Origin of the sequence: Streptomyces sp. SAI-135, assembly GCF_029893805.1 — a bacterium.
Lineage (GTDB): Bacteria > Actinomycetota > Actinomycetes > Streptomycetales > Streptomycetaceae > Streptomyces.
In genome coordinates, this window is sequence record NZ_JARXYP010000002.1 from 4,381,249 (window position 1) to 4,395,170 (window position 13,922).

Annotated in this window: 16 protein-coding genes; 4 read left to right on the forward strand and 12 right to left on the reverse strand. The window is 68.0% G+C overall.

Annotated elements, in window-relative coordinates:
• Window positions 1-72: 72 nt before the first annotated feature.
• From M2163_RS24215 to M2163_RS24235, 5 genes are all read right to left on the reverse strand, one after another.
• Window positions 73-903 carry a winged helix-turn-helix domain-containing protein gene (locus M2163_RS24215; protein ID WP_280895010.1) on the reverse strand — a complete coding sequence of 277 codons (831 nt, stop codon included), beginning with the start codon at window positions 901-903 and terminating at the stop codon, window positions 73-75.
• 118 nt (window positions 904-1,021) lie between these two features.
• Window positions 1,022-3,235, reverse strand: a complete 2,214-nt coding sequence (locus M2163_RS24220; RefSeq protein ID WP_280895011.1) for an aminoglycoside phosphotransferase family protein — start codon at window positions 3,233-3,235, stop codon at window positions 1,022-1,024.
• Between the two features lie 180 nt (window positions 3,236-3,415).
• The gene (locus M2163_RS24225) at window positions 3,416-4,309 is read right to left on the reverse strand and encodes a GntR family transcriptional regulator (protein ID WP_280850734.1); all 894 of its coding nucleotides are present in this window, start codon (window positions 4,307-4,309) and stop codon (window positions 3,416-3,418) included.
• Window positions 4,310-4,543: 234 nt separating this feature from the next.
• Window positions 4,544-5,329 carry an HAD family hydrolase gene (locus M2163_RS24230; RefSeq protein ID WP_280850733.1) on the reverse strand — a complete coding sequence of 262 codons (786 nt, stop codon included), beginning with the start codon at window positions 5,327-5,329 and terminating at the stop codon, window positions 4,544-4,546.
• A complete protein-coding gene (locus M2163_RS24235) occupies window positions 5,278-6,159 on the reverse strand; it encodes a winged helix-turn-helix domain-containing protein (protein ID WP_280854156.1) in 882 nt (293 codons plus the stop codon). Before M2163_RS24235 ends, M2163_RS24230 begins: the two co-directional genes overlap by 52 nt.
• 178 nt (window positions 6,160-6,337) lie before the next feature.
• Here M2163_RS24235 and M2163_RS24240 point away from each other — a divergent pair, with 178 nt between their 5' ends.
• Window positions 6,338-6,526 (forward strand): hypothetical protein, encoded by a 189-nt coding sequence (locus tag M2163_RS24240; RefSeq protein ID WP_053851924.1) that lies wholly within the window; start codon window positions 6,338-6,340, stop codon window positions 6,524-6,526.
• Window positions 6,527-6,561: 35 nt separating this feature from the next.
• Here M2163_RS24240 and M2163_RS24245 read toward each other — a convergent pair whose 3' ends face one another.
• Entirely contained in the window at window positions 6,562-7,479 is a 918-nt protein-coding gene (locus M2163_RS24245) for a GntR family transcriptional regulator (RefSeq protein ID WP_280895012.1), read from the reverse strand.
• 199 nt (window positions 7,480-7,678) lie between these two features.
• On the opposite strand from M2163_RS24245, the gene M2163_RS24250 reads away from it, so the two are divergent.
• Window positions 7,679-7,864 carry a hypothetical protein gene (locus tag M2163_RS24250; protein WP_280850731.1) on the forward strand — a complete coding sequence of 62 codons (186 nt, stop codon included), beginning with the start codon at window positions 7,679-7,681 and terminating at the stop codon, window positions 7,862-7,864.
• Window positions 7,865-8,073: 209 nt separating this feature from the next.
• Here M2163_RS24250 and M2163_RS24255 read toward each other — a convergent pair whose 3' ends face one another.
• Entirely contained in the window at window positions 8,074-9,324 is a 1,251-nt protein-coding gene (locus M2163_RS24255) for a GNAT family N-acetyltransferase (RefSeq protein ID WP_280895013.1), read from the reverse strand.
• 68 nt (window positions 9,325-9,392) lie between these two features.
• Complete coding sequence (locus M2163_RS24260) at window positions 9,393-10,016, reverse strand: aerial mycelium formation protein (RefSeq protein ID WP_280850729.1); 624 nt, start codon at window positions 10,014-10,016, stop codon at window positions 9,393-9,395.
• Window positions 10,017-10,184: 168 nt separating this feature from the next.
• Here M2163_RS24260 and dtd point away from each other — a divergent pair, with 168 nt between their 5' ends.
• Window positions 10,185-10,610, forward strand: coding sequence for a D-aminoacyl-tRNA deacylase (gene dtd, locus M2163_RS24265; RefSeq protein WP_069765012.1), 426 nt, complete (start codon window positions 10,185-10,187; stop codon window positions 10,608-10,610).
• Window positions 10,607-10,792: a hypothetical protein gene (locus M2163_RS24270; RefSeq protein ID WP_280895014.1), complete on the forward strand. Its 186-nt coding sequence runs from the start codon at window positions 10,607-10,609 to the stop codon at window positions 10,790-10,792. The genes dtd and M2163_RS24270 overlap by 4 nt, the downstream gene beginning before the upstream one ends.
• Window positions 10,793-10,814: 22 nt before the next feature.
• On the opposite strand, the gene M2163_RS24275 is transcribed toward M2163_RS24270, so the two are convergent.
• From M2163_RS24275 to M2163_RS24290, 4 genes are all read right to left on the reverse strand, one after another.
• Window positions 10,815-11,780, reverse strand: coding sequence for a folate-binding protein (locus M2163_RS24275; RefSeq protein WP_280850728.1), 966 nt, complete (start codon window positions 11,778-11,780; stop codon window positions 10,815-10,817).
• A 10-nt stretch (window positions 11,781-11,790) separates the two neighbouring features.
• Window positions 11,791-12,228, reverse strand: coding sequence for a transcriptional repressor (locus M2163_RS24280; protein ID WP_057608747.1), 438 nt, complete (start codon window positions 12,226-12,228; stop codon window positions 11,791-11,793).
• 32 nt (window positions 12,229-12,260) lie between these two features.
• A complete protein-coding gene (locus M2163_RS24285; RefSeq protein ID WP_053846074.1) occupies window positions 12,261-12,836 on the reverse strand; it encodes an FABP family protein in 576 nt (191 codons plus the stop codon).
• A gap of 214 nt (window positions 12,837-13,050) precedes the next feature.
• Window positions 13,051-13,863, reverse strand: a complete 813-nt coding sequence (locus M2163_RS24290) for a hypothetical protein (RefSeq protein ID WP_280895015.1) — start codon at window positions 13,861-13,863, stop codon at window positions 13,051-13,053.
• Between the last annotated feature and the right edge of the window lie 59 nt (window positions 13,864-13,922).

Genomic DNA, 13,922 nt, shown 5'->3' on the forward strand with positions numbered 1-13,922 from the left:
TACGCGCCGACGGCCGGTCAGACGTTCGGGGGTGCCCTCAATCCAATTACGGTCAACTATCTGCCACTGGACTTACGTCGCCAGCAGCCGCCACGTCGAGTCGAACCACTTCTGCCAGCTGCTCACGATCAGCGAGGCCTGGGACTCGGGGTCGTCGTCCTTGGCGCAGTGGGTCAGTGTCGAGTCGAGTCCTATGACGTCGACAACGTCCAGACAGGTTCCGTCGTCGAGGGTCAAGGGCCGCTCGGTCGGCACGTACGGGCCTGTCACCACCTCGGCCCCATTGAAGATGTAGAGCTTCGAGTAGGGCACGAGAGGGGCTCTGCGGATCTCCACCGTGGCAGTCAGGCCGTCGATGTCCCGGTCAAGATCCTGCAGGCGACGGACGAGGTTGTCCGTGTGATATCTCCTGATGCCCGTAAGGTGCCTCTGCGGCCTGTCGTCGCCGGGGCCATCCAGGGCACGTGGATAGGGCAGTGGCTCGTCGTCGGACGGCGTCAGCACGCGAATGGTGACCGTCTCCGGCCTGATCTCCCCGGCCCGGATGCGCTCCTCCTGCACCCGCACATGGGTATAGAGCACCTCTGACGTGAGCGTGAACACGTCCAGCGTGACATCGGGCGCAGTAAACGCGGACGCGATCAGGGGCCCGAGGGTCACACGCTTCGCGGCGGTGTTCCCGCGCACCCGCGATCGGACGGTCTGAGTGCGCAGCACAACCGATCCCCTGCCCTGACGCGACTCGATCCAGCCCTCGCGCGCCAGAACGCCGAGCACACGCTGAACAGTGTCACGGGACACCTGATACTTCTCGGCGAGCTTGCGCTGCGACGGCAGGAGTCTCCCCTCGTCGTACTCGCCCTCCGTGATGTCCGCGAGCAGGGCGCTCTTCAGTTCCTGCACCTTTCGCCCACCGTCATCGACCCCACCCCTCATAATCACAGGCCGCCCCCCATCGATACCGGACCAGCTTCCACCCACATTCAGGCAACTGGCAGTGGTCCCCACAAAGTTGTGCGGATCAGTTTCCGGCCGACGCCTTCTCCCGGTGCACATGCGGCAGCGCGAGCGCAAGGTAGGGGTTGGTCGTCGACTTGGAGCTGAGCCCCAGTGTCGCGGTCGCTGCGGTCAGCGTCATGGCGTAGGTGTCCACCGCCCTGCTGACGTTGGGGGCTTCAAGGCTGTCCCGAGTCACCAGCCGGTCCAGATCCACGTAGGCGGAGCGGACGGTTTCAATCCAGCGGTACACGCGCCAGTCCCGACGCCAGCCCATCGTGCAGTCCTCCGGCAACAGGTGCGACCACCGATCGAACAGGCGTGTTCGGATCTCGGGCAGGGTCGGCGTCAGGTGCATATGGCGGACCAGGTCGTACAGAGGGTCACCCACCATCGCCATCTCCCAGTCGATCAGCGTCAGCCCAGTCCCGTCCTCACGGCGGATCATGTTCCAGGGATTGAGATCTCCATGGAGAAGCACGGCACGTCGAGGAGCCACCGTATGCCGACCAAGGATCTGTTCGAGGCGAAAACTGCTCGTCGGAAGCCCTAGCTGCCCCGCCAGTTGCAGGGTCTCCTTCGGTAGTTCGGACACCATCCGGATGAGTTCGTCGCACAGTTGCGCATGGAACCCGGCGGCCAAGGAGTTGACATCTTCTGCCAGCTTTCCGCAGTCGACCTGTGTGAGGGCGTGAAGCTGGTTCACGAGGTCGTCCGCCTCGTGCGGCAGAAGGCCGCCCTCAGGGTGGGCGGGAGCCCGGATCTCTCCCTCCGGTCCTTCGAAGGAGTGGATGGTGAACTGGTCTCCCAGCTCGCTGATACCCAGCGCCAGTACACGGGGCGCGCGCACCGCGACGCCCGAGTCCTCGATCGCCCGCAATACGACGTGTTCGTTCAAGAACCGGCGTTCCCGGGTGTTGCCGGCCGCCACCTTGCGCCGCACCATCACCGGGTACTCCACCCCCTCGACCCGCACCGCCGTACTGAGGTGTGCCGTCCCCTTGAACACTCGTTCGGCTGAGGCCGCTCCCTCCTCGAACAGGGCTTCCTGTACCGCCGTAGCGGGGAACTTGGGATGTTCGGGGACGTTCTTGTCGCGTTCCCACGAGATCGACGACACCGCGCGATCACGGCTGTGGCGCTTGCCGTGGGACACGTTCCAGCGGAAGAGGATGCGTTCGATGGCCTTCTCGTCCGGAACGTTCTTCAGTCTCAGGGGCTCCTCGGCTGCCTGCAGCGCCCAGAACACCGCTTCGGTCGCGGCGTCCAAATCCTTCTGATCGAACGATTCGCCCAGGGATGTAGCGGCACGCATCACATCCGGGTAGACGGACTGGGCGCGCTCGAACGCGACGTAGTGCCGCAGGTCGCGCTCCAGACCGTTGACGGCTTTCGGGCGCCGCACCACCATGGCCGAGCGCCACGCGTCGACCGCCTCGTCCCACTGGTCCCCCGGGTAGCCCATGCGCACCAGATGGGTCGCGAGATCGTGCAGCGGGTCACCGTAGCTCGAGAGTTCCCAGTCCACACAGATCAACGGGGGTCCCGCCTCGTACGACACAATGACGTTGTCGCGATGCAGATCCGTGTGGAGAAGGCTGAACGGGCGGCTGATCATCGCAGGAACCCGCTCGGCGAACCGCACCATGGCGTCCTCGGGGATGCCCAGCATCGCGAACAGACCGCCGAACCTTCGCCAGTTACGCTGCCGGACTTGAGATTCCGTGGCCAGGGCCAGCGTGCGCAGAAAGGCCCTGCTGTCCCGGCTGGACCGGGGCCAGTACTGCGGCAGAGGGGGAAGTTCCTTCCGGCCGACCTGCGTCATGTCCGCCAGCAGTTCGGCCAGGGCCCGAACCAGATGCTGGTCGACCCGTTTGCCGTTGGGGCAGACGCTCGACAGGGGGACGCCGTCCACATAGCTCATGACCGCCGTGTCGCCGTACTTCAACAGGCACTGCGGTACGTGCGGAAGGGCCCCTGAGATCGCCTTGAGGATCTCCGCCTCGTCCTGCCAGGTGCGAATCACGACCGGCAGGGCGGCACGCTGGCGCTCGCGCACCATGACGAACTTGAGATTCGCCAGAGGATCCAGCCAGGGTGGGGGCGGAACGATGTAGTTCAGGTTGTGGTGACCACGGGTGAGTCGCCCAGCCGATTTGGCATGGGAAACCAGCTCACCGAGCGCTTCGCGGGCCGCCCGCCCCGCGAACGCGGTAGCGGGCCCGGATGGAACACCCACGGCGCACTCCTGAGCAACTATGCGGCGCCTCCGATTTTCATGCGCAGCACGAGAGGGACCACACTGTAGTGCTCAAGTGGCCTCGACACGAGAGTTATTCAGAACTGGCTACCCAGTTGAGACGGTCTTCACTCCTTCGCTTCACACAGTTCGAGACGTGTGCACGAACAGGCGCCCCCGTCAGGACAGGTCATAGCGGTGCCAGCAAGAGTCGAACCATTCCTGCCAGCTCTGCATGAACACGGAACCGGTGGCGCCGGGATCGCCCTCGTCATTGGCCAGTCGTATCAAGGTCGACCCCAGTCCCAGGACGTCCCAGGCATCGATCTCGGTGTCGTCGTCCATCAGGATCGTGCGCTCCACGATCTTGTACGGGCCCAACAACCCCTCCACGCCGCGCCGCAAGTACAGCTTGTGGGTCGGCACGAGCGGCACCTCCCGGACCGGCACCTCCACATCAGGCACCAGTCCGTCCGTCTTGAGGTTGCGCAAAGCGTTGCGCAGGGAGGATGTGTGCCGACGAATGATCTCCCTGGTCCGAGCCTGAAGGATCCGGTCCAGTTCTGTCACTTCGCCGGCGGAGAGGCCCTTCGATGCCCTGGCCCGCGGATACGGGAGCTCGACCCTGTCGGACGGCAACAGTATGCGGAGGGCGATGCGCTTCGGGGCAGGGATCTGACTGTTGCGGATCGCCTCGGCCTGCACCCGGATGTGGGTGTCGAGACTTTCCGAGGTGAACGTGAAGACGTCGAGCTCCACGACTGGTTGTGCGAAGGCGCGGGCGATGAAAGGCCCGAGCGCGATACGACCGGGGGACACCTTCGACTGCGACTGCGTGGCCACATGGATGGGAAGCGTCACCCGAACCCTCGAGCCGCTGCCCTGCCGGGATTCGATCCAGCCTTCGGTCTTCAGCTCATCCAGGACGCGCTGAATCGTGTCGCGCGAGACTCCGAACGCGTCGGCGAGCGCACGCTGCGGCGGGAGGCTGGAACCCGGCCGGTACTCGCCGTCGGCGATACGGGACCGCAGCGCCGCCAGGATGGTGGCTCCTTTGCCGCGTTGTTCGCTCACATCGCGACCGTACCTCCCTCACCGGCCATCCAAACAGCTTGCAGTCCAACGCCAGTCAATCCGATGCAGTCAACAGACCAATATTTGTCGGCCGGTTAGTCGATCAAGCACTCGGGGCACAACCAATCTCAAGACAACCAGTCCAATTGGACTGCAAGTTGATCAGCGCCATCAAAGTGGACGGGGGTGGTCGGCGCAGTGGACCGGTTACTTGCAGATCTTGTGACCCACAGCTCAGGGAAGGTCGCCCAAGACCTTCAGCACCCGCTCCATCGAGTCGACGATGACCTCGGCACCCGCCTTCTTCAGCATCCGTTCTTTGTCCTCATTACGCGCGTAGCCCAGGAAGGCGACCCCCGCCTGTCGTGCCGCCTGGAGATCTGTGGGAGCGTCACCGATCATCAAGGTGGCCGAGGGCACGGCTCCCATGGCCTTGATGGCCTGTTCCAGGCAGTACGGGTTCGGCTTCATCAGGTCGAGGTTCGGCGTGCGGCCGTAGACGTGGGGAAAGCAGTCCGCCAGCCGACGGCTCTCGATGTACGCCGTTGCCGCGGCGGCGGCATTGTTCGTGGTGATCGCGAATCTGACGCCGTAGGACGACCACGTCCTGATCAACGGATCCGCGTACGGTGTAGGCATCGCCGTGGCAACGGCCGTCAGTTCCCGCCGAGTCAACCACTCCTCAAGCTCGAGGATCAGGTCACTCCCCCGGCGCCGCTCGTGAACACCACGCAAGGCATCGTGCGGATCATTGCCGGATCGTTCCTGCGTAGTCAGCAGTCCGCCCATGCCCAACCGGTCGATCTTATCGACCAGTTCACCGGCTATCTGGTGTGCCGGATACCCCGCGAACAACCTGCAGATGGGCCCGTCCATGTCCCAGAGCACATACCGAGCGGAGGCGACCAGTGATGCGAGTCGTGCTGTCTCTGCTGTCACCGGTTCAGTGTGCGTCGTCTCAGGAGTCACTAGGAGAGTGTCAGGTCCGTCGTGATGGTTTCCCAGAGGGCGTTGAACCACTTCTGGGATTGCTCCACGAACTGGGTGTCCCGTTCGCTCCCCGAGTTCTTCTCGAACGAGAACAGCAGCGACTCCGTGCCCAGGACGTCGTACATGTCGAGCGTTCCGGTGTCGGTGGCCTCCTCCCTGCGCGCGACCATGTAGTACGCGATCAGCGCCTCCACACCGTTGAGCAGGTACAGCTTCACCGGCGGGGTGAACGGCAGGGCCCGGAATCTGACCTTGACGTCGATTCCGTGGGAGGAGCGCAGGGAGCGGAGGTTGTGGCGCAGGACGTGACCCTGGGCGTTGCGCATCTCCAGCCAGCGCTGGTGGACCGGGTTGTCGTCGTCGGGGGCCTCCACCGGTACCGGGAAGGCCAGGTTGATGTCGCGGGAGGGCAGCAGGATGCGGACGTCGATGGACTCGGGGTGCAGACGGCCCTCGTGGATGAGGCGGACCGGCTCGCTCAGGGCGACCATCAGCGTCTCCGCCGTCAGGCAGGCCGCGTCGATCCGGACGTGAGGACTGGCGAACGCGTCGGCCAGGCGGGGGGCCAGGGCCACCATCGTCGGCTGCGGGCCCTCCTGGGTGACCGGTACCTCCGCGATCCGCGGCGGGCTCCCCTTGCTCACATTGCTGAGCAGTCCGTCCTCCTGCAGTGCGCGCAGCGCCTGGCGGACCGCGCCCCGTTCCACCCCGAACTCCTCCGCGAGTTCGGCCTGGGTGGGGAGCCGGTCGCCGGCCTTGAGCTCGCCCGCGCGGATGCGTTCCCGCAGGGTGTCGGCGATTTCCTGGGGCGAGAGCCTTCTGCTGCCGTTCACTGCCACGTTCTCCTGGGTCACGACCAAACGGTACAACTCCAATCCATCTATGGGGAGTTGTTCCGAAGTTGTTTATCAACTGCCACCAAGTGGGGACAACATAGATGGAGTTGGTTGCCAACTTGGTTGAGTTGGCGGAAGTTTTGCCTCCGCACTGCCCGCGTTGCCCGCCTCGCCCGCCCCGAAGCCTGAAGGGGGAACCACCATGCCGGCCCTCGCCCTCCTCTCCGCCGTCTTCGTCGTCGGCGTCGAGCAGACCCTGCAGTGGAAGTACGGAGCCAGCGGCATCATCGGGATGCTCCTGCTCACCATCGGGATCAAGGCCAAGAACCCCGCGATCAGCTCGACCGGGGCCGTGGTGCTCGCCCTGTTGGTCGCGGGGCCCGCCCTATGACCCGAGCACACCCGGATCCGCCCGCGTGGGAGACCTCAGCTCGTGAGCACCAGCTCCGAACTGATGGTCTCCCACAGCGCGTTGAACCACAGATGGGACTGCTCCACGAACGTCGTGTCCCGCAGCCCCGCGCCCTGTTCGAAGGCGAACAGCATCGACTGGGTGCCCTCGGAGTCGAACAGCTCCAGGTGCTCGTCGTCGATCTCCTCCTCGCGGCGGGACAGCGTGTAGTACGCGAACAGCGCCTCGTTGCCGTTGAGCAGGTACAGCTTCACCGGTGGTGTGAAGGGCAGGGCGCGGAAGGAGACGTGCACGTCTATGCCGTGCGTGGCCCGCAGGGCCAGGAGGTTGTGCTGGAGGACCTGCCCCTGCGCGTTGCGCTGGGCCAGCCAGCGCTCGTGGACCGGGTCGTCTTCGCCGCGGCCCTCGACCGGCACCGGGAAGGCGAGGTCGATGTCCCGGCCGGGCAGCAGGACGCGGACGTCGACCTTGGCCGGATTCAGTCGTCCGGCGTGGATCTGCCGCAGCCCCTCGCCGACGGCGAGGTTGAGGGAGACCGACGTCAGGCACAGGGCGTCTATCTCGACGTGCGGGGCCGCGAAGGCGGCGGCGATACGGGGGCCGAGGGTGACCATCGTGGGCTGCGGCGCGGCCCCCGGGCCTGCGGTCGCCCGGCTGAGCCCCAGGTCGGGCGCGACGGTCGCGGGGCTTCCCTTGGAGACGTTGGTGAGCAGCTGCTCCGTCTGCAACAGGTACAGCGCCTGCCGTACGACTCCCCGCTCGACGCCGAACTCATCGGCCAGCCGCGCCTGGGTGGGCATGCGCTGACCTGCCCGCAGCGCGCCGGACCGGATCCGGGCGCGGAGCTCGTCGGCCACCTCACGATGTGACTTCTGTGGCCGCTGTGACCTCTTCCGTCCATTGACGGAGGCGCGTTTCGGGTCCACGACCAAACACTACAACTTCTCGCCATCTTGCGGCAGTTCATTGGAAGGTGGTTATGAGACGCATCCAAGTGGAGATAAGTACAGTGAAGTTGGTCGCCAACTTGGTCAACCTTGAGGGACATGGTCAAAACTTCACAAGGTTGGCCACTCGGCGATCGACAGGGGCCACCGTCCCGCACAGGGGCCGTCCCGAAGGGGGACCGTCATGCCGCTCATCGCCGTCGCCATCGCCGCCCTCGCCGTCGGCTTCGAAGCGCTCGTCCAGTGGAAGTGGGGCGCGATGGGCATCATCGCGTTCCTCGCCCTGACCATCGGCGTCAAGTCGAAGAACGTCGCGATCGGTGGCATCGGAGCGGTCATCCTCGTGATGCTGCTCGCCCAGTCCGGATGACGCCGTCCAGATGACGCCGTCCGGATGACGCCCGCCCGTCGGGCCCAGGATCCGGCTGATCGGGCTCCCTTCCGGAGGGGAGCCGGGAGCCCGGTCGGTCTGCACAGCCACAACTGAACACCGACAACTGAAGAGCCCCACCGGTACAGCCACAACTGAAGAGCACAGCTACGGATGAACAGTCAGCCGTCGTCGACCGGCAGGAGGCCTCAGAACATGTCCGGGCACCAAGGCCGCCTGGACGTACGCAGCAGGGCGTCGGCCACCCGGCCGGCGCCCGCTCGTTCCTCCCGCACCCGCCCCAGCGCCGCGAGCCGCACCGCCGACTCGTCCCCGAGCCACAGCGTCGCGAGCTCCCGCACGTCCAGGGTCAGATCGGCGCTCGCCGAGGTCGTCGTACAGGACGCCCCGTCCGGCGAGGCCTCCAGCCGGTAGCGGCCGCCGGCCAGGCCGGACCCGTCCACGACCTCCAGCACGAGCGCGCCCTCGCCGTCGTACGTCCGCGCCTCCAGGGCCCGTACGACATCCAGGATCCGCACCCACAGCCAGTCCGCCTGCATGCTGATCCTGGCCGCCGGGGGGTTCGGCAGGAGGTGCGGGAGCAGGTCGTCCGGGGCCCGCCAGCCGCTCTTGACCTGCATGACCCAGTCGATCGAGCACAGGTAGTGCCACAGGGCCCGCTCGGCGGCGGGGCTGGAGGCGATCAGGCTCCGCACGCTCGCCGTGTTCGACGGCTGCATGGTGTCGGCCCACTTGTCGTCGACCTCGTACGCCATCAGCCCCTCGACCGTGCCGTCCGCCGCCCGGTACACCGCGAAGAACGGCTCGGTCCACCCCGGTTCGGTGCGCACGGCCCCCGTGTTCAGCTGCCACCACCAGTCGCTTCGGCTGATCGCCCCGGGCGTGGTCCGGCGCATCCGGTCGTGCAGTTCGGGACCGAGCTTGCGTACCTCGTCGGGGTCCACCAGGTCGATACGGCCGCCGTCCAGATCCGGGCCCCGGGGGTCCAGGCCGGCGCGCGGGACGTCAACCGTCCACTCGGTGCCCGAGGTGGCGGGGCCGAAGCCGTACCGGCCGTAGATCCGGTACTCGGCGGCGATCAGCGTGGCCAGGACGTCTCCGCGCTCCTTCGCGGCGGCGAGGTCCTGGCTCATCATGCGGGTCAGCAGACCACGCCGGCGGTGCGTGGCGGTCACGGTGACGGCGGAGATCGCGTCGGCCGGCACGAGCCCGCCCCCGACCGCGGTGACCTCCTGGGCGAACGACCGGAAGGTCGCCACGCAACGGTCCCCCTCGAAGGCGCCGATGAAGCGACCGGGCTCGAACTGCGCCCTGCGTGCCTCCAGCTCCGCCGTCGGCACGACGGGCTCCCGCAGGAACCCGGCCCGCACGGCACGCAGCCACTCGGGGTACTCGGCCTCGGTGACCGGACGGACGTCGATGTCGGCTGGGGCGCTCATGGGGCCACGGTAGGCGGGCGGGTCGGGAGTGTCGCGCGGTTTTTCCGCACCCCCGGACGGCAGCTCGGTCAGGTCAGCAGGTCCTCCACCTGCGCCTCCCCCTCCCGGTACCGTCGTGCGATCTCCCCGCTGCACTCGTCCGCCGTCCGCTGCAGCCGCTGCCGGCGTCCCGAGACCTGCTGCTCGTACCGCACGAGCCGGCCCATCGCGGTGCTCAGTTCCAGGTCGGTCCGGGCGGACAGGTCGGACAGCTCCACCTCGGCGAGCATCTCCGCGGCCAGCAGGCGGTACTCCTCGCTGTGCGGGGTGCCCAGTCGGACGTGGCGGGCCGAGGAGCGGTGCCGGGCCGGGGCGTCGGTGAGGATCTCCGGGAGCCGCTCGACCACGGAGGCCTCCGGCAGCCGCTCGGGCACCGGACCCGCCGGGGACCGGCGGAGCAGCTCCGCGCGGAGGATGTCGATACGGCCCTGCAACAGCCGCCGTACATAACTGAGGTCGGCCTCGTCCCGCTGGGCGTCCCTGCGCAGGGTGCGCAGTTCGGGCAGGCTCAGCGTGGCGAGATCCTGCTCGGGTGGGCCGGGCGGCAGCAGCGGGCTGTCCGTGCGCTGCGCCGGCGGCCGGAGTGGCTCCGGTTCCGCCCCGTGGGCAACGCGGACGGGCCCGGAATGCTGCCCGGTACTCGGTGTGCTCATGCGCCTCTACCGTCCCCTCGACCGGCGTGTGGAAGCATCGTGCCACCCCAAGTGGGCCCTATGTGACCGAGTGCCCCCGAACGGCCCCGAACAGCCCCAGATGGGGGGTTAAGGATCACGTGCAAACCCGGGCACGGGCGCTTCCCGCGGGACCGGCATGATGGGCGCATGCGTGCAGTGGTACAGCGGGTGGACGGCGCGAGCGTCGTCGTCGACGGGGAGACGGTCGGGGAGATCAGCGGCGAGGGGCTGTGCGTCCTCGTCGGGGTCACCCATGAGGACACCAAGGAGAAGGCGGCCCAACTCGCCCGCAAACTCTGGTCGGTGCGGATGCTGCACGACGAGAAGTCGTGCAGCGACATCGACGCCCCGCTGCTGGTGATCAGCCAGTTCACCCTCTACGGCGACGCCCGCAAGGGCCGCCGCCCCACCTGGAACGCGGCCGCCCCCGGCGACATCGCCGAGCCCCTCGTGGACGAGGTCGTCGCCCAGCTCCGTGCCCTGGGCGCGACGGTGGCCACCGGCCGCTTCGGCGCCCGGATGCGGGTGTCCCTGACCAACGACGGCCCCTTCACGGTCCTGCTGGAGATGTGACCCCTCACGGTCCGGCCGGCGAGGACCAGTTCGCCGGGGTGATCAGGGCGGTACTGGTCCCGGCGAAGGCGGGCGCGGACGTGGTCTGCCGGGTCGGCACCCGGCTGCCACCGGGTACCGACCCGGCCCACCAGGACTCGGTGTGGGTGATGCTGGACGGCGCCGGCGAGAACTGCGCGTGACGCGTCCTGCCGTCCTGTCGTCCTACGGCTCCACGACGACTTCCTGGGCCGCGGCCGTGGTGTCGGCGACGAGCCGCGCGTCCAGGGGGACGTTCCGCTTGACCAGGGCGAGCGCGACCGGGCCGAGCTCGTGGTGCCGTACGGACGTCGTCACGAAACCGATCTTGCGGCCCTCGGCGCCCTCGTCCGCGAGCCGGATGTCGGCGCCGGCGGGCGGCAGATGGACCTCGCTGCCGTCCAGGTGCAGGAAGACCAGGCGCCGCGGCGGCTTGCCCAGGTTCTGGACGCGGGCGACGGTCTCCTGGCCGCGGTAGCAGCCCTTCTGGAGATGGACGGCCGTACCGATCCAGCCCAGCTCGTGCGGGATGGTGCGGTGGTCGGTCTCGAAGCCGAGGCGGGGGCGGTGGTGCTCGACGCGCAGCGCCTCGTAGGCGAGCAGCCCCGCCGCGGGGCCGGACTTCTCCGCGTACGACTCCAGGTCCGCGCGGGGCAGGAACAGATCACGGCCGTACGGCGTCTCGCGTACGACGACCCCCTCCGGCACCTCGGCGATGGAACCGGCGGGGAGGTGGACGATCGCGAACTCGTCCGTGCGGTCGGCGACCTCGACCCGGTAGAAGAACTTCATCGACTCCAGGTAGGCGATCAGCGCGCCCTGGGTGCCGGGTTCGACGTGCGCCCAGACGGTCGTGCCGTCGTCGACGAGGTACAGCGCGTGCTCGATGTGCCCGTGCGCGGAGAGGATCAGCGCCTCGGTGGCCTGGCCCGTGGGCAGGTCGCTGACGTGCTGGGTGAGCAGCAGGTGCAGCCAGCTCAGGCGGTCCTCGCCGGAGACCGACACGACCCCGCGGTGCGAGAGGTCGACGAATCCGGTGCCGTCGGCGAGGGCGCGCTGCTCGCGGAACAGGTCGCCGTAGTGCGCGGCGACGCCTTCGTCCACGCCCTCGGCGGGGACGGCGCCGGGCAGGGACAGCAGAGGGCTCTTCATATGACTAAGCCTACGACTCGGTAGTTGAAGCCTTGAGAGAACAGTCCTTGCAGCGGCCGAAGATCGCGAAGTGCTTCATGTCGGTCTCGAAGCCGAACTCCTGCCGGAGCTTCGCGGTGAAGTCGGCGGCCACCTTGATGTCCGCCTCGATGACGTTCTGGCAGTCGCGGCAGACCAGGTGGATGTGGTGGTGGCGGTCGGCGAGGTGGTAGGTCGGCGCCCCGTGCCCGAGGTGGGCGTGGCTGACCAGACCGAGCTCCTCCAGGAGCTCCAGGGTCCGGTAGACCGTGGAAATGTTGACCCCCGACGCCGTCTTCTTCACTTCCGTGAGGATGTCGTCGGGGGTCGCGTGCTCCAGGGTGTCCACAGCTTCGAGGACAAGCTGGCGCTGCGGCGTCAGCCGGTAGCCGCGCTGCCTGAGGTCGCTCTTCCAGTCGGTGCTCACCACACCCGAAAGTCTAGGACCTCCCGGCGCGGGACCTACTTGAAGAAGGCGATCCCGTCGTCCGGCATATCGTCGGGCAGGGCCTTGGCCCAGCGCTCGACCTCTTCCGGGGTGACGACCTTCTTCAGGTGGGCCGACATGTAGGGGCGCAGCTCGACCTCGGGGGTCTGCTTCTCGCCGACCCACATGAGGTCGCTCTTGACGTAGCCGTACAGGCGCTTGCCGCCGCTGTACGGCCCCGAGGCGGCCGTCCGCGCGACGGCGTCGGTCACCAGGTCGATCTGCGGCTTCTGGTCGGCCATCTCGCCGTACCAGATCTCGACGACACCGTCGTCGCGGACCATCGTCACCTCGACCTTGCGGTCGGAGTCGATGCGCCAGAAGCCGTGCTCGGTCTCCAGCGGACGGACCTTGTTGCCGTCGTTGTCCAGGACCCAGGTGCGGGAGGCGTACTCCAGGAAGTCCCGGCCGTCGTGGCTGAAGGTCACTTCCTGGCCGAAGTTGCACTTCTCCGAGCCCGGGAAGTCGTGCACGCCCGCGCCGGCCCAGTTGCCGAGCAGGAAGGCGAGCGGGACGAGGTCCTTGTGGAGGTCGGACGGGATCTCGATCATGAGTGGCGGTTCCTAGAGGGGGGTCAGCGCTGGCCCTGGTACAGCTTCTTCACGGTCAGGTAGGCGAAGGCGAGAACGCCGACGCAGACCAGGACCAGCAGGGCTTCGAAGAAGATCTCCACGGGGTGCTCCTCGGATGAGCGGAGTGCGGTGCATGTACACGGGCCGGGCCCCAGCTTACGCGGCCGGGGCCCGGGGGACCGTGCGGGCCTCCTCACGCCAGCAGCTGGCTCTGCAGGGTCACCGTCTGCTGGAAGGGGACGGGGTTCGCGGTGCCCTTGCGGTCCTGGATCACCAGGGCGAACACGTCGCCGACGGCCAGGTAGGCGTGCCGGGTCTGCTCGGCGCCGTACGGCTTGGGCTCGGTGTAGACGACGTGCGTGACGTCCTCGATCTGGGCCTTGGGAGGGAAGTGGTCGTCGGAGACCGAGTCGGCCGCGCCGCGCAGCTGGTAGCCGGGGCCGCCGTAAGGGGCGATCTGGCCGGTGAGCTCGTCGACGACGGTCGCGGTGTCGAACTGGAGCAGGTAGATCCGGGTGCGGGTGCCGTCGGCGGTGCTCCAGCCGCGGGCCGTGATGTGGCGCAGCCCGTACTCGGTGAACTTCTGCGCCAGCTCCTCGCGGTCCTCCTTCGCCCCGAACTCCGCGAGGAAGTCCTTCGTCGGGAGCCAGCCGTCGGTTCCGCGCAGCGCCGCGTCCGTCGTCGCCCCCTTCGGCGCGGGCAGCACCAGCGCACGCAGGTCCGCGTAGTGGGTGCCGGTCCTGTTCTCCTCGGCGAGCGGCCCGGGACTGCCCTTGGGCAGCGGCGGCTTCGTGAGCGTGGGATACGCCCACCGCCCGTCGGACACGGTCCCGAGGCCGGGGACATCGGTCCGCTCCATCCCCGCGATCCCGTACGCCGTCCCGGCCCCCACGACCGCGAAGACGACCAGAGCGGCGGTCCAGCGCAGGGTGGCACGCAGCAGACGGCGCGACCTGAGGGGCTGCGGGGCGGTGAGGGGGGCCGGGGGGAGGTCCGGTGCGGCCATGGGGGCGGGCACGGTGACGGCCACGGGGTCGGGCCCGGGGGCGGGACCGGACTCGGGGT